The sequence below is a fragment of the Saccharothrix australiensis genome (genome assembly GCF_003634935.1).
Classification (GTDB): Bacteria; Actinomycetota; Actinomycetes; order Mycobacteriales; family Pseudonocardiaceae; genus Actinosynnema; species Actinosynnema australiense.
The window spans coordinates 646129-668819 of the sequence record NZ_RBXO01000001.1; the positions used below are offsets into that span (position 1 = coordinate 646129).

Here is a 22691-nt window from a genome sequence, read left to right on the forward strand (position 1 = left end):
GGCACGCGGTCCTGATCGGCACGCGGTCCCGATCGGCACGCGGTCTCGATCGGCGCGTGGCCTTGATCGGCGGCCGTCGGATTGCCGACCGTCGGGGCCGTTCGGTCGTCGGCTGTCGGGTTGGGCGGTCGGGTTGGGGCTGCGGACCGGGAGCTGTCGGGTGGCGGACGCCTGCCGCCGGGTCGGTGGTCGGCGGTCCGCCGGCCGTGGGCGGTCAGGCGCTCGCTGTGTCGTCGGCTGCTGTGTCGTCCTCTGTGTCGTCGTCCTCTGCGCCACCTGCGCCCGTGCTGGCTGCTCCGGTGCCGTCGGTCGTCGGGTGGTCGGTCGTGGTCAGGCCGGCGGCACCACCGAGTCGGCCGTGCCGGGCGTCGTGGGAGTTCTCCCCGACAACCCCGAGCACGACGTCCAGCACGGCCACCCCGCCCGCCTTGTCCAGCGGCTCGTTGCCGTTGCCGCACTTCGGTGACTGCACGCAGGACGGGCACCCGGCCGGGCACGCGCAGGAAGCGATGGCCTCCCTCGTCGCGGCCAGCCACGGGACCACCGCGGCGAACCCGCGGTCGGCGAAACCGGCGCCACCAGGGTGACCGTCGTGCACGAACACCGTCGCCTCGCCGGTGTCCTGGTGCAGCGCGGTCGAGACGCCGCCGATGTCCCACCGGTCGCACGTCGCGAACAGGGGTAGCAGGCCGATCGCCGCGTGCTCGGCGGCGTGCAGCGCGCCGGGGACGCGCGCCGGGGTCAGGCCGGCGCCCCCCGGCGCGCTGCCCAGCAGGTCCGCGTCGACCGTGTACCAGACCGCCCTGGTGCGCAGGGTCTGCGCGGGCAGGTCGAGCGGCACCGAGTCGACCACCTGGCCGGACGGCAGCTTCCGCAGGTAGCCGACCACCTGCGAGGTCACCTCGACCTCGCCCAGGCACACCGTCACGCCGTCGTACCGACGTTCCTCCACCGTCCGCACGACGACGATGTCCTTGGTGTCGCGGGCCGTGGTCGACCAGTCCGGCTTCTCCGCGTGCACCAGCGCGATGCCGCTCTCCAAGTCCAGCCGGTCGACCACGTACGACTCGCCCTGGTGCAGGTACACGGCCCCGTCGTGCACCGTCCAGCACGCCGCGCCCGGATCGACCGTGCCGAGCATCCGGCCCGAGTCGCCCTCGACGACCACGACCTGCTCGCCGCCGGAGCCGCGGATGTCCACCTCGGCGTGCGGCCGGTCGTGGGACGTCCAGTACCAGCCGTTCGGCCTGCGTCGCAGCACCTTCCGCGCCACCATGTCCGCCAGCACCGCCCGCGCCGCGTCGCCGCCGAACTCGTCCAGCCCGTCCGCGGTCAACGGCAGCTCGGCCGCCGCGCACGCCAGGTGCGGTTCCAGGACGTACGGGTTGGTCGGGTCGAGGACCGTCGCCTCCACCGGCTTGTCCAGCACCGCCGCCGGGTTGTGCACCAGGTACGTGTCCAACGGGTCGTCGCGCGCCACGAACACCACCAGCGCGTCGGAGTCGCCGGTCCGGCCCGCCCGCCCCGCCTGCTGCCAGAACGACGCCAGCGTGCCCGGAAAACCCGCCACGACCACGGCGTCCAGGCCGGCGATGTCGACGCCCAGCTCCAGCGCGTTGGTCGTCGCCACCCCCAGCAGGTCACCACCGGACAGGGCGCGCTCCAGCGCACGCCGCTCCTCCGGCAGGTACCCGCCCCGGTACGCCGCGACCCGCGCCGACAGCTCCGGGTCGACCTCCGCCAGCACGCGCCGCGCGCCCAGCGCCGTCAGCTCCGCGCCGACCCGCGACCGCACGAACGCCAGCGTCCGCGCGCCCTCCACGACGAGGTCCGCCAGGATGCGCGCCGTCTCCGCGCCCGCCGACCGCCGCACGGGCGCCCCGTTCTCGCCTTCCAACTCGTCCAGCAGCGGCGGCTCCCACAGCGCCACCGTCCGCCCCGCGTGGGGCGAGCCGTCCTCCGTCACCGCCTCGCACGGCACGCCCGAGAGACGGGAAGCCGAAGTCGCCGGGTCGGCCACCGTCGCCGACGCGAGCACGAAGACCGGGTCCGCCCCGTACCGCCGCGCCACCCTCCGGAGCCTGCGCATCAGCAGCGCCACGTGCGAGCCGAACACGCCCCGGTACGCGTGGCACTCGTCGATCACCACGTACGACAGCCGCCGGAAGAACCTGATCCACCGCGCGTGGTTCGGCAGGACGCCCCGGTGCAGCATGTCCGGGTTGGTGAACACCCAGTTCGCGTGCGCCCTCACCCAATCGCGTTCAGCCATCGGTGTGTCACCGTCGAACGACGCCGCGCGCACCCCCGGCACGCCGAGGGCCTCCACCGACCGCAATTGGTCCGCGCCCAGCGCCTTGGTGGGGGACAGGTACAGCGCGGTAGCCCTCGGATCACCGTGAATGGCGCTGAGCACCGGCAATTGGTATGCCAGCGACTTGCCCGAGGCGGTGCCCGTCGCGACCACCACGTGCCGCCCCGCCCACGCGTGCTCCGCCGCCTCGGCCTGGTGCCGCCACAGCTCCGGGACACCCCGTTCCACCAGCGCCGACACCACCTCCGCCGCCGCCCAGGACGGCCACGGCGCGGTGCGCGCCGACCGGGGCGGCAGATCGGTGCTGTGCGTCAACGGTGATTCGCCCACCGGTGTGCCGGCGAGGACCCGGTCCAGCAATCGACGTCCCTGGTTCGCCACGCAGCGCAGCTTCGCACACCGCGCCAACGTCACGGTTGCTTCCTGCGCGTATAACGGTGTGTGCACGTATCGGGACGCACTGTCGCGCCCTTGCGTCCTATGAATAGACTCCGCCGCTATCGCATCCAATGAGGGCTGCGTCACGTTGTGTCGGGGTTGACCGTCGTGGGTGAGGCCGGTCCCGGCGTAGCGCGGTGCCGCCCCCGTTGGGACTGGATAACTCACCAGGAGGACGGATGTCCCGGCATTTCCTCGCGGAGGGCCTTGAGCTCTCCGGAGGTGACCAGGGCCTCGTGGCCGTGGTCGCCGTGGTCGCCCTGGCTGCCCTCGTCGTCGGATATGTGCTGCTCAGGGAGGTCCTGGCCGCCGGTCAGGGCACCTCCAAGATGCAGGACATCGCCAAGGCGGTCCAAGAGGGCGCAGCGGCCTACCTCAACCGGCAGTTCCGCACGCTCGGCATTTTCGTCGTCATCGTGTTCGTGCTCCTGTTCGCGCTCCCCGCGGACGACATAGCGGAACGCATCGGCAGGTCGCTGTTCTTCATCGTCGGCGCGGGGTTCTCCGCGGCCATCGGCTACCTGGGCATGTGGCTGTCCACCCGCGCGAACGTGCGCGTGGCCGCCGCCGCGCGGGACGCGCACGGGCGCGAGAAGGCCATGCGCGTCGCCTTCCGCACCGGCGGCGTGGTGGGCATGTTCACGGTCGGCCTCGGCCTGTTCGGCGCCGCCGTGGTCGTGCTGGTGTACACCGGTCAAGCCCCGAAGGTGCTGGAGGGCTTCGGGTTCGGCGCCGCGCTGCTCGCGATGTTCATGCGGGTCGGCGGCGGCATCTTCACCAAGGCCGCCGACGTCGGCGCGGACCTCGTCGGCAAGGTCGAGCAGAACATCCCCGAGGACGACCCGCGCAACGCGGCGACCATCGCGGACAACGTCGGCGACAACGTCGGCGACTGCGCGGGCATGGCGGCCGACCTGTTCGAGTCCTACGCGGTGACGCTCGTGGCGTCGCTGATCCTCGGCACGGCCGCGTTCGGCGCGAAGGGCCTGCTGTTCCCGCTGATCGTCCCGGCGATCGGCGTCCTCACGGCGGTCATCGGCGTGTACATCACCAGCGCCCGCACCGGCGAGAACGGCCTGACGGCGATCAACCGCTCGTTCTACATCTCGGCCGTCATCTCGGCCGTGCTGTGCACCGTGGCGGCGTTCGTCTTCCTGCCCAGCTCGTTCGGCGAGCTGAAGGGCGTGTCCGAGGACATCGGCGCGACGCCGGGCAACCCGGCCCTGATCGCGGCCGTCGCGGTGATCATCGGCATCGTGCTGGCGGGCGTCATCCTCTGGCTGACCGGCTACTTCACCGGCACCGAGCACAAGCCGGTCAACGAGGTCGGCAGGACGTCGCTGACCGGCGCGGCGACCGTGATCCTCGCCGGCATCTCGGTCGGCTTCGAGTCGGCGGTGTACACGGCGCTGGTCATCGGCGGCGCGGTGTACGGCGCGTTCCTGCTGTCCGGCTCGGTCGTCGTGGCGCTGTTCGCGGTGGCGCTCGCGGGCTGCGGCCTGCTGACCACCGTCGGCGTCATCGTCGCGATGGACACCTTCGGCCCGGTCTCGGACAACGCGCAGGGCATCGCCGAGATGTCCGGCGACGTGGACGGCGACGGCGCGCAGATCCTCACCGAGCTGGACGCGGTCGGCAACACCACCAAGGCCATCACCAAGGGCATCGCGATCGCGACCGCCGTGCTGGCGGCCACCGCCCTGTTCGGCTCCTACAAGGACGCCATCGAGAAGGCGCTGGGCAAGGTCGGCGGCGTGTTCCAGGACGCCGACTTCGTCTCCTTCACGCCGAACGTGCTGGTCGGGCTCGTGATCGGCGCGGCCGTGGTGTTCATGTTCTCCGGCCTGGCCGTGAACGCCGTGACGCGCGCCGCCGGCGCGATCGTGTTCGAGGTGCGCCGCCAGTTCCGCGACAACCCCGGCATCATGGACGGTTCCGTGAAGCCGGAGTACGGCAAGGTCGTGGACATCTGCACCAAGGACTCGCTGCGCGAGCTGGCCACGCCCGGCCTGCTCGCGGTGATGGCGCCGATCGCGGTCGGGTTCGGCCTCGGCGTCGGCCCGCTGGCGGGCTACCTGGCGGGCGCCATCGCGACCGGCACCCTGATGGCGGTGTTCCTGGCCAACTCGGGTGGCGCGTGGGACAACGCGAAGAAGCTGGTGGAGGACGGCAACCACGGCGGCAAGGGCTCCGACGCCCACGCGGCCACGGTCATCGGCGACACCGTCGGCGACCCGTTCAAGGACACGGCGGGCCCGGCGATCAACCCGCTGATCAAGGTGATGAACCTGGTGTCGGTGCTGATCGCGCCCGCGATCATCACCTACTCGGTGGGTTCGTCCGCCTCGGCCGGCGTGCGGTACACCATCGCGCTGGTCGCGGCGGCGGTCATCGTCGCCGCGGTGGTCGTGTCCAAGCGGCGCGGCACCGCGATCGCGGACTCGCCGGCGGAGACCACGGTGGCCAACGGGGCCGCGTGACCGGCTGACCGCACGGCGAGCGGGCGTCCTCCTCCGGGAGGGCGCCCGCTCCGACATGTGGGGCGGGGCCGGTGTGGGCACACTGTGGGTCCGACGTTTCGTGAGGAGAGTCCGTGATGAGGTTCCGCCTTGCCGTCGTGGCCGCCGCCGGTGCGCTGGCCGCCGGGTGCGGGTCGGGCGGCGACGAGCCCGCCCCGTCGTCGGCGTCGGCCGGGGACCCCGTCGCCTACATGGACAAGGTGTGCGCGGCGGCCTCGTCCTTCGCGTCCGCGCCGAAGACGCCGCCGAGGCTGGACGCGAACGACCCGGCGAAGCTCAAGGCCGACATGAGCACCTACATGGGCCAGATGGCGGACGCGTTCAACCAGAGCGCCACCCGGTTGCGGGAGGTCGGCCCGTCGCCGGTCGCGGGCGGCGACGAGCAGGTGTCGCGGATGGCGGGGACGTTCTCCGACATCGCCAAGTCGTTCGGCGACGCCAAGGTGGCCGTCGACTCGGCGGACGCCAACGACCCCGTGGGCGGCCTCCAGGCCGCCGGGGAGGCCATCTCGCGGCTGGACCAGTTCGCGGAGCCGCTGAAGCAGTTGGAGGCCACCCCGGAGCTGCGGGACGCCGCCGAGAAGGCCAGGTCCTGCCAGTCGCTGCGCACGCTGCGCCCGACGGACACCACCGCCCCGAGCTCGTAGTAGGTTCGACGGTCCGTCGATCCGGACAACGTGTGGGGGACTTCGTGAAGCAACGCATCGCTCTGGCCGGGGTGTTCGCGGCCGTGCTCGTGACCGGGGCGTGCTCCGGATCGTCGGGGCCGGCCGGTTCCTCCACGGCGACGTCGGGGGCGACGACGACCACGACGACGAGCGCGGCGGCCTCCGCCGACCCGGTGAAGTGGACGGGGACGTTCTGCACCGGCATCGCGCCGAGCATCGAGGGCGTGGTGAAGCTGCTGCAGACCCTGCTGGGCGGCGGCGCCACGGACCCGGCCGCGCAGAAGGCGGCGCTGCTGGAGTACGCCACCACGTCGGGCCGGTCGATGGCGGACGCCGGCGCGAAGCTGGCGGAGGTGGGCGCGCCCTCGCCGAACGCGCAGGCGCTGCACGACGAACTGGTGAAGTTCTTCACCGAATCGGGTAAAACGTGGACCGCCGCGAGCGAAGGGCTCGCCAAGCTCGACCCGAACGACCCGGAGTTCGCCACCAAGCTGGAGCAGCTCGGCGGTGACGAGGCCGACCCGACCGAGCTCCAGGCGCAGATCAAGAAGCTCCAGGACGACCCGGTGCTGGGCGCCGCCTTCAAGGAGGCCCCCGAGTGCGCCGCGATGAGCGAGAAGCTCAAGGGTCTGGGCGGCTGAGCACCGCGTGACCCCGTCGCCGGCCGGTGACCCGCGTGGCCCGGCCGGTGACGCGTGTGCCGGAGGCCGGTGACGCGTGTGCCCCGCCCCGGCTCGCGTGACGACGGCGCGTGACCGGATCACCGGCCGGTGCGGTTTCGCCCGGTCGGAGACTGGCCGTGCTCGAACGTGTGTTCTACGCTGCCGGGTCGTGGGGCAACTGTCCTTCTTTTCGGCCGAGGCGCGCCCGCCCTGTGTCGCGGACCTGGCCGGGCTGCTGTGCGGGCCCGGTCGGGCGGCGGGCTTCGCGCGCGGTCGGGCGGCCCGGATCTCCGTGCGCCTGGAGGAGCGGTGGCGCGGGGTCGCCCTGGTCGCGGCCCTGGCCGAACGGGGCGTGCAGGCCCGGCTCGCGGTGGTCGAACACCCGGAGCCGGCCGACGACCCCGCCGACGACCGCGCCGAGCACCCCGCTGTCGAGGACCGCGCTGTCGAGGACCGCGCCGCCGAGCACCCGGCCACCGCTGCGGACCGCGTGCCGGCCGGGTCCGCCGCTGAAGGATTCCCCGCTGAAGGGTTCCCCGCCGAAAAGTTCCCCGCTGAAGAGTTCACCACCGATGAGTTCCCCGCCGACGGGTCCACCGATGACGTCCCCCCGGACGGGTTCCCCGACGACGAGGTCGTGCCCGAGGTGGCCGAGCCCGAAGGGGTGGTCTTCGGCCGGCCCGGATCGGGCGCGGCCCACCGGGACGCCGAACCGCGGGCGGCCCTGACCGCGGTCGGCGGCGTGCTGGAGGTCGCCACGGCCTTCCGCACCGACCTGGCCGGGCTCGCCTCCCAGTGGCTCGTCGACGACGCCAAGGTGGTGCCGCCCGACTTCGCCCTGCACGGCGGCCTGCTGCGGCTGTGGGCGCTCGCGTCCGGCCGGTGGGCCGAGTCCGGGTACGTGCTGGGGCTGGACCCGGCCGCGCCCGCCACGCACGAGCCGCTGCAAAAGGCGTTGGCCGCGTCCGGGCTACCGGCGACACTGCTCAAGACCGGCGGACCGGCGCTCCGCGTGGTGGGCAGGCGGCGGCTGGCCCGGCTGGCGGAGCTGGTCGGACGTGCTCCGCGCGGGGTCGTCGAGCGCACCTGGCCGGCCGCGTAGCGGTCCTCCTGACGGTCGATCGGGCACAGTTGTGTCACCCTGTCCCGACCAGGGCTGCCCATGCGGCGACAACGGACAGTGCACACTGGCGGGTCGGGACACAGTGTTCGGAGAGAGCGGGACGGCGTGGCTGGATCGACACGGGCGAAGAAGAACAACGGGGGCTCGACGGGCGGAAACCGGCGGTTGGTGATCGTCGAGTCGCCCGCGAAGGCGCGCAAGATCGCGTCCTACCTCGGGACCGACTTCGTCGTGGAGTCCTCCAAGGGGCACATCCGCGACCTGCCCAGGGGCGCGGCCGACGTGCCCGCCAAGTACAAGGGCCAGTCGTGGGCCCGGCTGGGCGTGGACGTCGACCACGACTTCGAACCCCTCTACGTCGTCACGCCGGACAAGAAGGCGACCGTCGCGGAGCTGAAGGAGCTGCTCAAGGGCGTCGACGAGCTGTACCTCGCGACGGACGGCGACCGGGAGGGCGAGGCCATCGCCTGGCACCTCCTGGACACCCTCAAGCCCAAGGTCCCGGTCCGCCGGATGGTGTTCCACGAGATCACCGAGCCGGCGATCCTCGCCGCCGCCGCGAACCCGCGCGACCTGGACCAGGACCTGGTCGACGCGCAGGAGACCCGCCGCATCCTGGACCGCCTCTACGGCTACGAGGTCAGCCCCGTGCTGTGGAAGAAGGTCATGCCGAAGCTCTCGGCGGGCCGCGTGCAGTCGGTGGCGACCCGGATCGTGGTCGAGCGCGAGCGCGAGCGGATGAAGTTCGTCTCCGCCTCGTACTGGGACGTCTCGGCGGTCGTGGACGCGGGCGCGGACGCCTCGCCGCGCACGTTCGGCGCGCGGCTGGTCGCGGTCGACGGCGTGCGGCTCGCCGGCGGGCGCGACTTCGAGTCGACCGGCCGGCTGAAGGAGGGCTCGGAGGTCCGGGTCCTGGACGAGGCGCAGGCCCGCGCGATCGCCGCCGGCCTGGTCGACGCGACCATGACGGTCTCGTCGGTGGAGGAGAAGCCGTACACGCGCAAGCCGTACGCGCCGTTCATGACGTCGACCCTCCAGCAGGAGGCGGGCCGCAAGCTGCGGTTCTCGGCCGACCGGACGATGCGGACCGCGCAGAAGCTGTACGAGAACGGCTACATCACCTACATGCGCACCGACAGCACGACGCTGTCGGCGACGGCCATCAGCGCGGCCCGTGCGCAGGCCACGGAGCTGTACGGCGCGCAGTACGTGTCCAAGGAGCCCCGCCAGTACAACCGGAAGGTCAAGAACGCCCAGGAGGCGCACGAGGCCATCCGCCCGGCCGGCGAGGTGTTCCGCACCCCCGGCCAGGTGGCGCGGGAGCTGGAGTCCGACGAGTTCAAGCTGTACGAGCTGATCTGGCAGCGCACCATCGCGTCGCAGATGGCCGACGCGCGCGGCAACACGACCAGCGTCCGCATCTCCGGCACGACGACCGCGGCGGCCGGTGGCGAGGCCGTCACGTTCGCCGCGTCCGGCCGCACGATCACGTTCGCGGGCTTCCTCAAGGCGTACGTCGAGACGGTCGACTCGGAGGCGGGCGGCGAGTCCGACGACGCCGAGTCGCGGCTGCCGCAGCTCGTGAAGGGCCAGTCGGTGACGGCGGCCGAGCTGTCGGCGGACGGGCACTCGACGTCGCCGCCGCCGCGCTTCACCGAGGCGAGCCTGATCAAGACGATGGAGGAGCTGGGCATCGGCCGCCCGTCCACCTACGCGTCCATCATCAGCACCGTCCAGGACCGCGGCTACGTGTGGAAGAAGGGCTCCGCGCTGGTCCCGTCCTGGGTGGCGTTCGCGGTGGTGGGGCTGCTGGAGCGGCACTTCGGCCGGCTGGTGGACTACGACTTCACCGCCGCGCTGGAGGACGAGCTGGACGGCATCGCCGCCGGCCGCCAGGAGCGCACCACGTGGCTGTCCGGGTTCTACTTCGGCGGCAACGTCGGGCCGGAGTCGTCGGTGGGCCGGTCGGGCGGGCTGAAGAAGCTCGTCGGGTCGAGCGTCGAGCAGATCGACGCCCGCGAGGTGAACTCGATCCCGCTGTTCGTGGACCTGGAGGGCCGCACGGTCGTCGTGCGGGTCGGCCGGTACGGGCCGTACCTGGAGCGCGAGGTCGAGGGCCCGGACGGCGAGCTGACGTCGCAGCGCGCGAACCTGCCCGACGACCTGCCGCCGGACGAGCTGAACCGGGAGGTCGCGGAGAAGCTGTTCGCGACGCCGCAGGAGGGCCGCTCGCTGGGCACGGACCCGGTCACCGGCCACGAGATCGTGGCCAAGGAGGGCCGGTTCGGGCCCTACGTGACGGAGATCCTGCCGGAGCCGCCGGACGGCAAGAAGGCGCCGAAGCCGCGCACCGGGTCGCTGTTCAAGTCGATGTCGCTGGAGACGGTGACGCTGGACGACGCCCTGCGGCTGCTGTCGCTGCCGCGCGTGGTGGGCAAGGACCCGGAGACGGGCGCGGAGATCACCGCGCAGAACGGCCGGTACGGGCCCTACCTGAAGAAGGGCACCGACTCGCGGTCGCTGACCAGCGAGGACCAGCTTTTCACGGTGACCCTCGACGAGGCGCTGAAGATCTACGCCGAGCCGAAGAAGCGCGGTCGGGCCGCCGCCGCGCCGCCGCTGAAGGAGCTGGGCGCCGACCCGGTGTCCGGCAAGCCGATGGTGGTGAAGGAGGGCCGGTTCGGGCCTTACGTCACCGACGGCGAGACCAACGCCTCGCTGCGCAAGTCGGACAGCGTCGAGGGGCTCTCGGACGAGCGCGCCGCGGAGCTGCTGGCGGAGAAGCGGGCCAAGGGGCCGGTGACGAAGAAGAAGGCGCCCGCCCGTCGCAAAGCACCGGCCAAGTCGAAGGGCTAGCGGGATGATGGGGTGGTGGACGACTTCGGTCAGGACGGCACGCAGGACCCACCGCCTCCCCGCCTGTTCGAGGACCCGCTCGCGGGGCTGGTGACGGGGGACGCCGCGCCGCCCCGGCCGTTCCCGGACGCGCTCGCGGGCGTCGCCGACACCGGGCCGCTCCCGGTGGACGACGTCGGCGGGTCGCTCCCGCCGGGTGGTGCCGGCGGGTCGTCCCCGGTGGGTGCTCCGGCCGACGGCGCCTTACCGGCGGCCCCGCCACCGCGCTCCGGGCGCGGTGCCGTCACGCCGCGACGCGCGTCCGCCGCGGGCAAGCCACCCCGACGCGCGGCGACCCCGCCCCGACCGGCGGCCCCGCCCGGACCGGTCACCCCAACCCGACCGGTCACCGCGCCCGAACTGGTCACCCCGGTCCGACCGGCCTCCCCGGTCCGACCGCCGACCCCGCTCCCACCGGCGCGGACGCCGGCACCGTACCCGCGGCCCGCCCCGACCCGGCCGTGGGACGGGAAGGCGCCGCTGCTGGTCCGGATGCCGCCCGTCGTCCAGCCGACGGTCGAGCCGAAGAAGGCCGGCGGCGGCCTGATCGGGTGCCTCCTGGCGCTGGCGGTGGTCAGCGGGCTGTTGTTCAACGTGCTCCGTGAGATCATCGAAGCGGTGGCGGAGCTCTTCTCCTGAGTGTGACCACCCGAATGGCGGATGCGGTCACTCGGGCCACTCTCCCCGGCTACCCTGATTGCCTGCACGAACGGCGGGGGTGAGCACCATCCAAGAAGGCGGCACAGCGGCCTCGACCAGCCACCGGATTCGCAGTGTGTTGGCGATCCGGCCGTTTCGCAGGCTTTGGGGTGTCACCTATCTGTGCAGCGTCGGTGACTGGTTGTCACTGCTGGCCCTCACCGGACTGGTCACCAACCTCACCCAGAGCTACCAGTGGCAGAGCTTCTCGCTCAGCCTGGTCGTGCTGACCCAGCTCTTGCCCGGCATCCTGTTCGCCCCGCTGGGCGGTGTCCTCGCCGACCGGTTCGACCGGCGCAAGATCATGGTCGCCTGCGACCTGCTGCGCGGCGGCCTGTTCATCTCCATCGCCCTGGTCGGCACGGCGTGGTGGCTGTTCATCGCGAACTTCCTGGTCGGCTGCTGCGCGATGCTGTGGATCCCGGCCAAGGACTCGGCCGTGCCGAACCTGCTGCGCCGCCCCGACCAGGTGGAGACGGCCAACCAGCTCGGCCTGGTGATGACCTACGGCATCTCCGTCATCAGCGGCGCGGGCCTGTACTCGCTGATCTCCGGCATCCCCGGCTACCTGCACCTTCAGAACACCGACATCGAGTTCCGCATCGCCACCATCGCCGTGATGGTCAACGGCGCGCTCTACGTCACGTCGGCCATCCTGGTCGCCACCCGCATACCGGAGCTGTCCGGCCGGATCGCGATCGTCAAGCGCGACCACGCCGCCGGCGGCGCGCCCGGCTTCTTCGCGATGCTGCGCGACGGCCTGAAGTACGCGGGCCGCACCCCGCTGGTGCGCGGCCTGGTGATCGGCATGATCGGCGCGTTCGCCGCCGCCGGCGCGGTCATCGGCACGGCGCCGCTGTACGCGTTGTCGCTGCTCGGCGGCAAGCCCGCGTTCGGCCTGCTGTTCGTGGCGGTGTTCGTGGGCCTGGCGATCGGCATGGCCACCGCGCCCCGGATGGCCCGCCGGCTGCCCTACGACCGGCTGTTCGGCGTCACGATCGTGCTGGCCGGGCTGAGCCTGATGATCGTGGCCCTCGCGCCGCACCTGTGGGTGGCGCTGGTGGCCGTGGCGCTGGTCGGCGGCTGCGCCGGCATGGCGTTCCTGACCGGCCTCACCATCGTCGGCTCGCAGGTCGAGGACGAGATGCGCGGCCGGACCGTCGCGCTGCTGCAGTCGCTGCTGAAGGTCGTGCTCGGCGTGTCGACGGCCGCCGCGCCGCTGCTGGTCAGCCTCATCCAGCGGCGGACGGTCACGGTGTTCGGCCACTCCATGCACGTGGACGGCACCCGCCCGGTGCTGTTCGGTGCCGCGCTGGTGGCGACGGTGCTCGGGCTGATCGCCTACCGGCAGATGGACAACCGCCGGGCCGAGCCGATCCTGTCGGAGCTGCTGAACGCGCTGCGCGGCCGGGGCAGGCAGGGCAGCGGCGTGTTGATCGCGGTCGAGGGCGAGAGCCGCGTGGACACGGCGGCCCAGGCGCGGCTGCTGGCCTCCGCGCTGCGCTCCGCCGGGCACCAGGTGCTGCTGGCGTCCGATCCCGACCTGGACGAGCAGCGCCTGCGCAACCTGCTCAGCACGGCCGACCTGTCGGGCGTGCGGGCGCACGCGCTGGTGGCGGCGGCGGTGCGGGCCGACGTGGTGGAGCGCGAGGTGCGGCCGGCGCTGGACGGCGGGGCGCTGGTGGTGATGGAGCGGTACGTGGACAGCCCGCTGGCGCACTTCAGCGCCGCGGGCAGCGTGGAGCCCCGCGAGATGGAGGGCCTGGTCGACTGGGCCACCGGGCGGCTGCGGCCGGACGTGACGGTGCTGCTGGACCGCACGCCCGCCAGGGGCGCCGGCCCGCTGGACGCGGTGGAGCACCACTGGCGGGTGCAGCGGCTGCTGACCGAGATGGCGGCGGCCGACCCCGAGCGGTACGTCGTGGTGGACGCCGAGGGCTCGCCGGACGAGGTGGCCGAGCGCGTGCGGGTCGCCGTGCTGCCGCTGGTGTCGCGGTCGCCGGTGCGGCCGGTCGTCGAGAGCGCGTGACCGCTCGGTAGGTTTGACGACCGTGGCGATCAGGGGTGTCTGGAGCGAGGTCGTCGGCCAGCCCGACGCGGTCGCGGTGCTCGCCGCCGCCGCCGAGGCCGCCGCCGCCATCGTGGCGGGCGGGTCGCCGCCGCCGGGTGCGATGACGCACGCCTGGCTGTTCACCGGGCCGCCCGGCTCGGGCCGGTCCGGCGCGGCGCGGGCGTTCGCGGCGGCCCTGCAGTGCGTCGCCACCGACGACCGGCCGGGCTGCGGCGCGTGCGCCGGGTGCCACACCGCGCTGGCGGGCACGCACGCCGACGTGCGGGTGGTCGCCCCGGAGGGCCTGTCGATCCCGGTCGCCGAGATGCGGGCGCTGGTGCAGGTGTCCGCGCGGCGGCCGACGTCCGGGCGGTGGCAGGTGGTGATCATCGCCGACGCCGACCGGTTGACCGAGGGCGCGGCGAACGCCCTGCTCAAGGCGGTGGAGGAACCGCCGGAGCGGACCGTGTTCCTGCTCTGCGCGCCGTCCGACCACCCCGACGACGTCTCGGTGACCATCCGCTCGCGGTGCCGGGTAGTGCCGCTGGGCACGCCCCGGCCGTTCGCCATCGCGGCGGCGCTGGCCGACGAGGGCGTCGCGCCGGACCGCGCCGAGTGGGCGGCGTCGGTGTGCGGTGGCCACGTGGGGCGCGCGCGCCGGTTGGCGACCGACGAGTCCGCGCGGGCCCGGCGGGAGGCCGTGCTGCGCATCCCGCTGGCGCTGCGCCGCCCGGCGGACATCTTCACCTGCGCCGACAGCCTGGTGCAGGCGGCCGAGGGCGACGCGCTGGCCGCGAACGAGTCGCGGGACGAGGCCGAGCGGCAGGCGCTGGAGACGGCGATGGGCGCGGGCGGCACCGGCAAGGGCACCGCCGCGGCCACCCGCGGCGCGAAGGGCGCGCTGAAGGACCTGGAGAAGCGGCAGAAGTCGCGGGCCACCCGGACCCAGCGCGACTCGCTGGACCAGGCGCTGGTGGACCTCGCGGCGTTCTACCGGGACGTGCTGGTGACGGCGTCCGGCGCGCCGGCCGTGCTGAACCACCCGGACCGGGCGGAGGACGCGCGGACCGCCGCCGGGTCGTGGACGCCGGAGTCGACGCTGAAGCGGCTGGAGGCGGTGCTGGCGTGCCGCGAGGCGCTGGAGCTGAACGTGAAGCCGCGCATCGCCGTCGAGGCGATGCTGACCGCGCTCCAGCGCGGCTGAACCGCTACGCCTCCGACGGGGGCGGGGTGACCGGCTTCCGGGGCCGCCGCGCGGGCAGCGCCGCCACCAGCACGACACCGGTCATCAGCAGCGCGGCCCCCGTCCAGAAGATCGGCACGGTCCGGTACGCGGCGCTCGTGTGCGCCAGCGGCGGGGTGCCCTCCGGCGGGGCGGCCTGCCCGCCGCCGCCCGGTGGTGTCCGGGCCGGCGCGCACACCACCCCGCCGGTCGGCGCCGCCGCGCGGACGACCTGCTCACCCAGGGACACCTGCGCCAGTGCCGACGGCAGGTTCGGCAGACCGAGGGCGTCGGTCGGCAGCAGCTGGAGGTCGAGCAGGCGCGCGGTCGCGCCGAGCATGAACCCCTTGATCACGGGGCCGTCCTGCTGGAGCGGTCCGTCGAGGACCGCGGACTTCTCGGTCAGTTGCGCGATCTGGAGGCGCAGCACGCCGATGTCGAGCTTGCGCTCCCCCGACGCGCCGACCACGGGCAGCTTCAGGTCGCCGAGGACCGGGAGGCCGATCGGCACGTCGAGCTTCGGGTTGGCGGCGTCGAGCGTGCCGAGTTCCCGGCCGCCCTGGCTCACCTTGAGGACGGGCGCGGTGTAGGTGACGCGCGAGGTGCTCGCCTCGCCCGTGGCGAGCGCGGTGAGCGTGGGCTGGGAGACGACGTCGATCCGGATCTCCACCGGCGTGCCGGCGAGCAGCCGGACGCTCGCCGCCTGGAGCGTCGACGTCGACTTCACCGCCTTGTTGGGGCTGCCGGGCAGGTCGACTAGTTCGACCGCGGAGCGCGCGTGGAGGGTGTCCGGGAGGCTCAGCAGCGAGCCCTGCGCGCCGGTGTCGGGTGTGCCGGACAGCAGGCCGCCGAGTCGGCTGAGGGGACCGGAGAGGCCCTTGAGGCCGTCGATCAGCGACTGCTCGGTGGCCTCGTCGAGCTTGGGCGTCCCGCCGGTGAGCATCCCGGTCAGGTCGGTGGTGCCGGGCAGCGTCGGGATGGCGTTGAGCACGGACAGGCTCGCGACGGACGTCCTGGCGTCGGCGAGGGGCTGCACGCAGGGGCCCAGCTCGTCGTCCCAGCGCGCGTGCGCGCTGCCCTCCAGCAGGCCGACGTCGATCAGCGAGTCCAACGGCGTCGACGGCGGCGTGAGGGCGCCCGTGAGCGGGGCCGCGTTGTCCGGCGAGGCGGTCTGGGCGAGCGTGCCGGGCGTCTGCGGCGCGCGACCCCGTACCGCGAACCCCAGCGGCGCGGCCTGCGCGACGGCCCGCTCGTAGGACAGGAACGCCTCGGTGTTGACCTGCGCGCCGGCGAGGCCGACGCCGATCTCGGCGGCGGACTGCTCGGGCAGCCGCTCGCCGAACCCCGGCAGGATCGTGTTCGTCGGCGCGGAGCCCGGTGCGAGCCGGACGACGGCCAGCCCGGTGCCGGCGTCGCCGATCGCGTGGGTGACCAGCTCGGGCCCGGTGTGGGCGGGCGGCTGGCCAGGGTCGTGCGGTCCCGGCACCGGCGTGGTCGTCGGCTGGGCCAGGGCGGGCGTCGCGCACAGGGCGACCAGCGCGGCGGCGACGGGCAGGGCCGGCAGGCGCATCCGATACCTCCCACGGTCGGGTGCGCCGCGCACGTGAGCGGCGTCACTGCCGAGCTAACGAGCCGACCCCCGTCCGGGTGACGGTCGACCGTTGGGCTATAGTTGTCGCGTCTCGCCGCCTTAGCTCAGTCGGCCAGAGCGGCTCACTCGTAATGAGCAGGTCGTCGGTTCGATTCCGACAGGCGGCTCGCGGGATAGGGACCAGGTCAGCGCGTCTGACCTGGTCCTTTTTCATTCCCGAGGTTGGTGACCCGGCGGTGGAGGGCAGGATCGTCGCCAGGTCGCGGGTCCTCAGCGCTGCCGCCGCCTCGGGGGCCGACCACAGCCACACTGCCGGTGTCAGCGTGCGGACGGGCACGGTCGGCGGTGCGTGACGTGCGCTCGCGTGGCACGTCGGGCAGATCGGCTCGACGGCGAGCCTGTTCAGCCCGGCCCCGCACGCCCCGCACCGCCCGCCGGTCATGAGCGGCTACCGGGCCGGTTCCCGGTCGGTCTCACGCAGGTGTGCGAACCACGTTGCGATCGAGCGCTGGTACCCGTCCGGCATGTTCAGCCCGTGCACTTCGGACTCTGTGAACAGGCCGATCTCTTTGTGCTCGTGGGACAGCACGGGTTCGGCGTCGCCGTCCGGGTGGCAGCCGTAGGTCACGATGAACACGTTCTTCTCCGCCACGCTGATGTAGTACATCCACGTGTCGAGGATCGGGCCGGTGGTCACCTTCCACTGTGTTTCCTCGGTGATCTCCCGCGCCACGCACTCCTCGGGCGTCTCGCCGGGCTCGATCCGACCGCCGGGAAGTTCCCACTCCTCGCGCTCGTTCTTCAGCAGCAACACCTGGTCGTCGCGCACCACCACGCCCTTGATCGAGACGGGGTAGACGAACTGGCTCATCGGCGTTGACCTCCGGGAGTGCGCACGGTGCCCACGCTGCAACGCAACACCGGGCGCCGCCCCCAGAACCAACGCAGTGTTGACAGGTTGTCACTCGACGTGTCCGAGCGAATCGCGTTCCCATGGCCACGCGAAACGAGCGTTTCGGGAGGTAGAGACGATGAACGATCCGTTCGAGGGCGATTGGATCGCGGCCGACAACGCATCGGCCGTGGTGGACGCGCTGACGCGGCACGGCCTGGCGCTGGTGGAAGGGCTCGCCGACTCGGCGGACCTGCTGCGTCTCGCTCACTCCGTCGCCACCGTCGTCCCGCACAGGGACAGCGCGTCGGACGGCGTGACCACGCTGGTTGACCACGGCTCAACCGAGGGCGGCGCGTTCGCCGGGTTCAGCTCGTGCGCGCTCGCACCGCACACGGACCGCTCGGGTGGGGTTGGTCGCCATCAGGGACGCGGGATGGCGGTTCGTGCACCGGGGCTTGGATGACGGCGTCCCCACCCAGGTCGACGGCTTCCGGCTGTGGCCGGACGGCTGGCACGACGCCATCCGGGTGCGCAGCAGCACCGACGCGATGGCGTTGCGCACGGACGGCGACGAGCCGCCCGGCACTGTGTGGGAGCGCACCGGGTCGCTGGCCCACGTGGTCGAGGGCCTGCCGAGCCGATCGACTTCCGGGGCATCCCGATCTGGTTCGCCGTCTGCGGCGCGGCATCGGTGCCGGTCACCGGCTCAGTGTCAGCGCGCGACGTGTGCCCGGTGTGTGCCCGAACGCTTGATCACCAGGCGGCAGAGGCCATTTCAGAACGGCAGCCGCCCCGGTCCGACCTGCATGGATCAGACCGGGGCGGTACTACCTGCCAGCGCTCGGCACGGTTACTGGAGAACTCGTGATGAGCAGGTCGTCGGTTCGATTCCGACAGGCGGCTCGCGGGATGGAGGGGCCGGGTCAGCACCGCTGGCCCGGCCCCTTCGCCGTGCCCGGCGCCCCGTCCGGGCGGCTCGTCCGGGCGGCTCGTCCGCCGTGGGTGGCGTGCGTCGGGTGAGCGGGGTGGTGCGCCGGTGTCCCGGCACCGGCTCACGCGGTCCTGAGGATTCTCGTGGCGACGTCGCCGTACCGGCGGTCGAGTTCGGCCGCCACCTCGGCCGGTGTGCCGACCACCGCGAACGCGTGCAGCACCTCGTCGTCGACGGCGGCGGCCATCTCGTCCCACCGCCCGCGCCGGGACAGCCGGTGCAGCTCGTCGTGCAGGTCGCCCCACCCGTGCAGGTCCAGCACCTTCCGGTAGGCCGGGGTGGAGCCGTAGAACGCGATCTGCCGCTTCACCTCCGCCACCCCGCGGTCGTCGTGCGCGACCAGCGACGGCCCGCTGATGCCCAGTCCTGTCAGCGACCGACCGGTCTTCGCCCGGCCCCTCGCCAGCGCGGGCAGCGTCACCTCCCGCAGGTACTTCGCGGTGGTGAAGCTGTGGCACAGGAACCCGTCCGCGACCTCGCCCGCGACCTCGGTCATCAGCTCGCCGACGCCCGCGAGCCACACCTCGGGCCGGCCGTGCGGGTTCGGCCCCGGGTCGAAGAACGGCGTCATCAGCGTGTGCCGGTAGAACTCGCCGCGGAAGCGGAGGCGCTCGCCGGTGGCCCACGCGTCCCAGATGGCGTGGAGCGCGAGGACGAACTCGCGCATCCGGGCGGCGGGCCGGGACCAGGGCATCCCGAACCGCTTGGTGATGTGCGGCTCGACCTGCGAGCCCAGGCCGAGGTGGAACCGCCCCTCCGACAGCAGGTGCAGGTCGTTGGCCTGTACGGCGGTGCTCATGGGGTTGCGGGCGAACGCGACGGCGATGGCGGTGCCCAGTTCGAGGCCGGTGTGGCCCGCGACGCGGGCGAGGCCGACGAACGGGTCGTGCCGCGTCTCGGCCAGCCAGAACCCCGCGCAACCGTCGTCCTCGGCGCGGCGTGCGCTGTCGACGACGGTGCGCGGGTCGTAGGAGACGTCCAGGCGGTCGACCTTCACAGCCGCCGAATCTACGTCTCGCAGGCCACGCCGTCGCCGTCGCGGTCGAGGGCGGGGCGGTAGCCGGGTTCGCCGATCCGCAGCGGCGCGGCGCCGGCGGCTCTCGCGGCGGCGCAGTTGGCGTAGTACGCGCTCGGCGGCGGTGGTGGCGCGACCGGTTGCGCCGGCGGCGTGTAGGTCTCCTTGGGCGGGGGAGGTGGCGTGTGGGGCGGCGGGGGAGGCGGTGCGACGGTGTCCGCGCCCGCGCACGGAGCACCCCACAGGCCGCGGCCCGCCGCCTGCGCGACGGCCTGGGCGGCGGTGAAGGAGGCGGCCGCGGCCTGCCCGGCGCGGGCCATGCCCTGTTCGAGCGCGAGGACGGCCAGGTCGACGCCGTCGGGCAGCAGGACGGCGTCGCCGACCACGCGGACCTGCTTGCCGGTCACCGCGGCGCGGAGGAAGTCGGTGGCGGCGGACGACCAGCACGCGCCCGGTTCGGCCAGCCCCGCCAGCACGACCCGGCGACCGCCGGCCACCGTGACGGTGCGGCCGTCGACCACTTCGGCCACCTCCACTGTGGGCGGTGCGGTGGTCGTCGCGGTCGTGGTGGTGCTCGCGGAAGTCGTTGTGGTGACGGCACTCGACGAGGGCGCGGAGCGCACTGTGGACGACGGCGCGCCGCACGCCGTCAGGGCGAGGGCGGCGAACACCAGCAGGGGCAGGGATCTTCGGGTCACTTCTGCGGCGGTCATGTGCGTCTCATCGCCACCCACCTGGTCGAGTGTTACGCGTATCACACGAGGGCGCTGGCGGGAGCGCCCCCGCGTGATACGCGGGTCAGGCGCGGTGGGGGCGCAGGGTCCAGACGACGACCATCTCGGCGGTGGTGACGCCCTCCGCGTTGGCCACGGTCACCGTGACCGGGAACTCGGGCCGGCTGCCCGCCTCCAGTTCGGCCACCACCTCGCCGGCGGGCCTGCCGAGCACGGCTTCCGCGCGCAGCGGGCCCAGCGCCAGCTTGCGGTAGGTGATCTCCGAGCGCGCGACCAGCGGTGTGGCCTTGGCCATGTGCGGGGCGAACGCGGCCATCACGACCGCGCCCGAGGCCGTCTCGCCGAGCCCGAAGATCATGGCGGCGTGCGGGCCGGCCACGTGGTTGTGGGTGGCCGGGTCGTCCGGCAGCCCGGCGACCACGCGGTCGCCGGTGACCTCGACGAACTCGACGCCGCTGGTCCCGACCCACGGCACGGCCTGCTTCATCGCCTCGGCGACGAACGAGTGGTCTGCGCTCATGGCGCGCATGTTACCGGCCGGTAGCAATGAGACGGGGCTCACCGGTTATTTCGTTTGCCAAGTCTCTTGGAAAGAGCCATGCTTGTACGCAGCAACTAGTTGGTTGATGCAAGCAATCGGAGAGTCCCATGTCGACTCCGCAGGGTGACGAGGTGCACGAGGCACAGCTGGCCCGTGCCGACCGGATCGGCATGGGGCTGGTGCGGCTGAACAAGATGCACGCGTGCGTCGCCGCGCACATGAGCAAAGCCGGTCTCGACAAGGCTTCGTTCGTGCTGCTGGCGAACCTGAACCACCTGGGGCCCTCCCGGTCGAGCGCGCTGGCGGAGGCGGTCTTCTCGGACCCGTCGACCGTCAGCCGCCAGGTCGCGACGCTCGTCAAGGCGGGGTGGGTCGAGCGCCGGGCCGACCCCGCCGACGGGCGGGCCAGCGTGCTGGCCGTGACGGAGGCGGGCGAACGCTTGCTGGCCGAGCGGCGGCGGCTGCGCAACCAGTCCATCGCGCGGATGCTCGCCGACTGGTCCGAGGAGGACCTGACGGCGTTCGTCGACCACTTCGAGCGCTTCGTCGGCGACTACGAGCGGGCGCTACCGGATTTCATCGCTGAGGGCGGACTGGGGCCGCGCTCAGAAGGGGAGAAGTGATGTCGGAGACGACAACCCGAGCGGACGCGCCGCCACCCGGCGCCGCGCTGCTCACCCATCGGCAGATCCTCACCATCCTGTCGGGTCTGCTGCTGGGGCTGTTCCTGGCCGCGCTGGACCAGATGATCGTGGCCACGGCCATGAAGACCATCGCGGACGAGCTGAACGGCCAGACCCTGCAGGCGTGGGCCACCACCGCCTACCTGATCACCGCCACCATCTCGACCCCGCTGTACGGCAAGCTGTCCGACATCTACGGCCGCAAGCCGATGTACCTCACCGCGATCTCGCTGTTCCTGGTGGGCTCCCTGCTGTGCGGCATCGCGAACTCGATGTACGAGCTGGCCGCGTTCCGCGCGGTGCAGGGCCTGGGCGCGGGCGGCCTGATGTCGCTGGCGATGGCGATCCTGGCCGACATCACCTCGCCGCGCGAGCGCAGCCGCTACACCGGCTACTTCATGGCCGTGTTCGGCATCTCCAGCGTCGCGGGACCCGTCGTCGGCGGCCTGTTCGCCGGCCTGGAGACCTTCCTCGGCACCGCGGGCTGGCGCTGGGTGTTCCTGGTCAACGTGCCGATCGCGCTGATCGCGCTGGTCGTCGTGGGCAAGGTGCTCAACGTCCCGCACAAGCGGGTCGACCACCGCATCGACTTCCAGGGCGCGGCGCTGCTCACCGTCGGCCTCGTGCCGCTGCTGATCGTGGCCGAGCAGGGCCGGGAGTGGGGCTGGGCCTCGGGCACGGCGATCGCCATGTACGCGGTCGGCGTCCTCGGCCTGGTCGGGTTCGTGCTCGCCGAGAGGCGGATGGGGGACGAGGCGCTGCTGCCGCTGCGGCTGTTCCGCCGGCAGACGTTCTCCCTCGGCAACACGGTCAACTTCCTGCTCGGCGTCGGCATGTTCGGCGGCATGGTGTCGCTGCCGCTGTACCTCCAGATCGTGAAGGGGTACTCGGCCACCGAGTCGGGCCTGATGATGCTGCCGCTGACGCTCGGGATCATGACCGCCTCCGGTTTCAGCGGCGGCTTCACCGCCCGGACCGGTCGCTACAAGGTGTTCCCGGTGGTCGGGTTCGCGCTGATGACGGCGATGCTGTTCCTGTTCAGCCGGATCGGCACGGACACCCCGATCTGGCAGCCGCTGGTGCTGATGTTCTTCCTGGGCGGCGGGCTCGGCCTGTGCATGCAGACCCTGCTGGTGGCCATCCAGAACGACGCGGAGCCCCGCGACATGGGCGTCGCGACCGCCTCGGCCACGTTCTTCCGGCAGATCGGCGGCACGGTCGGCACCGCGGTGTTCCTGTCGGTCCTGTTCAGCACGGTCGGCGACAAGATCGGCGACGCGCTGCGCTCGGTGGCGGGCACCCCGGAGTACCTGGCCGCGCTCGCCCGGCCGGAGAACCAGCAGTTCGCCGCGGCGCTCAAGGACGGCGGCACGGGGCTGAGCCTGGACAACACCGAGTTCCTGAAGACCCTGGACCCGGTGCTCGCGCGGCCGTTCCTGGACGGCTTCTCCGGCTCCATCGACCTGGTGTTCCTGGTCGGCGGGCTGGTGACGCTGGTCGGGTTCGCGGTCGTGTGGTTCCTGCGCGAGGTGCCGCTGTCCAGCCGGTCGGGCCTGGAGCGGGTGAACGACGAGTCCGAGGCGCAGGCCCCGGTCGCGATCCACTAGTTCACCCCATCGAATGAAAAAGCGGGCCACCTCGGGGGGTGGCC

The 22691-nt window shown here is 72.8% G+C and carries 17 protein-coding genes and 1 tRNA gene; 12 read left to right on the forward strand and 6 right to left on the reverse strand.

Annotated features, from left to right (window positions below; all coding sequences use genetic code 11):
• Positions 1-214: 214 nt before the first annotated feature.
• Positions 215-2695, reverse strand: coding sequence for a DEAD/DEAH box helicase (locus tag C8E97_RS03170; RefSeq protein ID WP_121010676.1), 2481 nt, complete (start codon positions 2693-2695; stop codon positions 215-217).
• Between the two features lie 236 nt (positions 2696-2931).
• Between C8E97_RS03170 and C8E97_RS03175 the strand changes: the two genes are divergently transcribed.
• From C8E97_RS03175 to C8E97_RS03215, 8 genes are all read left to right on the forward strand, one after another.
• Positions 2932-5232, forward strand: coding sequence for a sodium-translocating pyrophosphatase (locus C8E97_RS03175; protein WP_121001472.1), 2301 nt, complete (start codon positions 2932-2934; stop codon positions 5230-5232).
• 116 nt (positions 5233-5348) lie between these two features.
• Complete coding sequence (locus C8E97_RS03180; RefSeq protein ID WP_121001474.1) at positions 5349-5918, forward strand: hypothetical protein; 570 nt, start codon at positions 5349-5351, stop codon at positions 5916-5918.
• Between the two features lie 44 nt (positions 5919-5962).
• On the forward strand, positions 5963-6580 hold the full coding sequence (locus C8E97_RS03185) for a hypothetical protein (protein ID WP_147454984.1): 618 nt from the start codon (positions 5963-5965) through the stop codon (positions 6578-6580).
• 190 nt (positions 6581-6770) lie between these two features.
• Positions 6771-7703, forward strand: coding sequence for a hypothetical protein (locus C8E97_RS35145; protein WP_211346899.1), 933 nt, complete (start codon positions 6771-6773; stop codon positions 7701-7703).
• Positions 7704-7829: 126 nt separating this feature from the next.
• Positions 7830-10580, forward strand: a complete 2751-nt coding sequence (topA, locus tag C8E97_RS03200; RefSeq protein WP_121001478.1) for a type I DNA topoisomerase — start codon at positions 7830-7832, stop codon at positions 10578-10580.
• 15 nt (positions 10581-10595) lie between these two features.
• Positions 10596-11258: a hypothetical protein gene (locus C8E97_RS03205; protein ID WP_147454985.1), complete on the forward strand. Its 663-nt coding sequence runs from the start codon at positions 10596-10598 to the stop codon at positions 11256-11258.
• 79 nt (positions 11259-11337) lie between these two features.
• Entirely contained in the window at positions 11338-13347 is a 2010-nt protein-coding gene (locus C8E97_RS03210) for a bifunctional MFS transporter/dTMP kinase (RefSeq protein ID WP_246018644.1), read from the forward strand.
• A 22-nt stretch (positions 13348-13369) separates the two neighbouring features.
• A complete protein-coding gene (locus C8E97_RS03215; RefSeq protein ID WP_425470460.1) occupies positions 13370-14572 on the forward strand; it encodes a DNA polymerase III subunit delta' in 1203 nt (400 codons plus the stop codon).
• A gap of 4 nt (positions 14573-14576) precedes the next feature.
• Here the strand turns inward: C8E97_RS03215 and C8E97_RS03220 are convergent, their stop codons facing one another.
• Positions 14577-16160: a hypothetical protein gene (locus tag C8E97_RS03220; RefSeq protein WP_121001486.1), complete on the reverse strand. Its 1584-nt coding sequence runs from the start codon at positions 16158-16160 to the stop codon at positions 14577-14579.
• Positions 16161-16274: 114 nt separating this feature from the next.
• Here C8E97_RS03220 and C8E97_RS03225 point away from each other — a divergent pair.
• Positions 16275-16348, forward strand: a tRNA-Thr gene (locus C8E97_RS03225).
• 281 nt (positions 16349-16629) lie between these two features.
• Here C8E97_RS03225 and C8E97_RS03230 read toward each other — a convergent pair.
• On the reverse strand, positions 16630-17052 hold the full coding sequence (locus C8E97_RS03230) for an NUDIX hydrolase (RefSeq protein ID WP_121001488.1): 423 nt from the start codon (positions 17050-17052) through the stop codon (positions 16630-16632).
• Between the two features lie 160 nt (positions 17053-17212).
• Here C8E97_RS03230 and C8E97_RS03235 point away from each other — a divergent pair, with 160 nt between their 5' ends.
• Positions 17213-17539, forward strand: coding sequence for a hypothetical protein (locus C8E97_RS03235; RefSeq protein ID WP_121001491.1), 327 nt, complete (start codon positions 17213-17215; stop codon positions 17537-17539).
• Positions 17540-18128: 589 nt separating this feature from the next.
• On the opposite strand, the gene C8E97_RS03240 is transcribed toward C8E97_RS03235, so the two are convergent.
• The 3 genes from C8E97_RS03240 to C8E97_RS03250 form a co-directional block, all read right to left on the reverse strand.
• Positions 18129-19064, reverse strand: coding sequence for a TIGR03617 family F420-dependent LLM class oxidoreductase (locus C8E97_RS03240; protein WP_121001492.1), 936 nt, complete (start codon positions 19062-19064; stop codon positions 18129-18131).
• Positions 19065-19075: 11 nt separating this feature from the next.
• Complete coding sequence (locus C8E97_RS03245) at positions 19076-19795, reverse strand: excalibur calcium-binding domain-containing protein (protein ID WP_121001495.1); 720 nt, start codon at positions 19793-19795, stop codon at positions 19076-19078.
• Between the two features lie 85 nt (positions 19796-19880).
• A complete protein-coding gene (locus C8E97_RS03250) occupies positions 19881-20336 on the reverse strand; it encodes a DUF4442 domain-containing protein (protein WP_121010679.1) in 456 nt (151 codons plus the stop codon).
• Between the two features lie 128 nt (positions 20337-20464).
• Between C8E97_RS03250 and C8E97_RS03255 the strand changes: the two genes are divergently transcribed.
• Positions 20465-20980, forward strand: a complete 516-nt coding sequence (locus C8E97_RS03255; RefSeq protein WP_121001497.1) for a MarR family winged helix-turn-helix transcriptional regulator — start codon at positions 20465-20467, stop codon at positions 20978-20980.
• Complete coding sequence (locus C8E97_RS03260; protein WP_121010682.1) at positions 20980-22647, forward strand: MDR family MFS transporter; 1668 nt, start codon at positions 20980-20982, stop codon at positions 22645-22647. Before C8E97_RS03255 ends, C8E97_RS03260 begins: the two co-directional genes overlap by 1 nt.
• Positions 22648-22691 lie beyond the last annotated feature (44 nt).

What these genes read in the sequence shown, in the direction of transcription:
- C8E97_RS03230 (WP_121001488.1), bottom strand. Translation starts at nt 17,052, where the DNA reads ATGAGCCAGTTCGTCTACCCCGTCTCGATCAAGGGCGTGGTGGTGCGC.
- C8E97_RS03250 (WP_121010679.1), bottom strand. Translation starts at nt 20,336, where the DNA reads ATGAGCGCAGACCACTCGTTCGTCGCCGAGGCGATGAAGCAGGCCGTG.
- C8E97_RS03175 (WP_121001472.1), top strand. Translation starts at nt 2,932, where the DNA reads ATGTCCCGGCATTTCCTCGCGGAGGGCCTTGAGCTCTCCGGAGGTGAC.
- C8E97_RS03180 (WP_121001474.1), top strand. Translation starts at nt 5,349, where the DNA reads ATGAGGTTCCGCCTTGCCGTCGTGGCCGCCGCCGGTGCGCTGGCCGCC.
- C8E97_RS03235 (WP_121001491.1), top strand. Translation starts at nt 17,213, where the DNA reads ATGAACGATCCGTTCGAGGGCGATTGGATCGCGGCCGACAACGCATCG.
- C8E97_RS03255 (WP_121001497.1), top strand. Translation starts at nt 20,465, where the DNA reads ATGTCGACTCCGCAGGGTGACGAGGTGCACGAGGCACAGCTGGCCCGT.
- C8E97_RS03260 (WP_121010682.1), top strand. Translation starts at nt 20,980, where the DNA reads ATGTCGGAGACGACAACCCGAGCGGACGCGCCGCCACCCGGCGCCGCG.
- C8E97_RS03245 (WP_121001495.1), bottom strand. Translation starts at nt 19,795, where the DNA reads ATGACCGCCGCAGAAGTGACCCGAAGATCCCTGCCCCTGCTGGTGTTC.
- C8E97_RS03220 (WP_121001486.1), bottom strand. Translation starts at nt 16,160, where the DNA reads ATGCGCCTGCCGGCCCTGCCCGTCGCCGCCGCGCTGGTCGCCCTGTGC.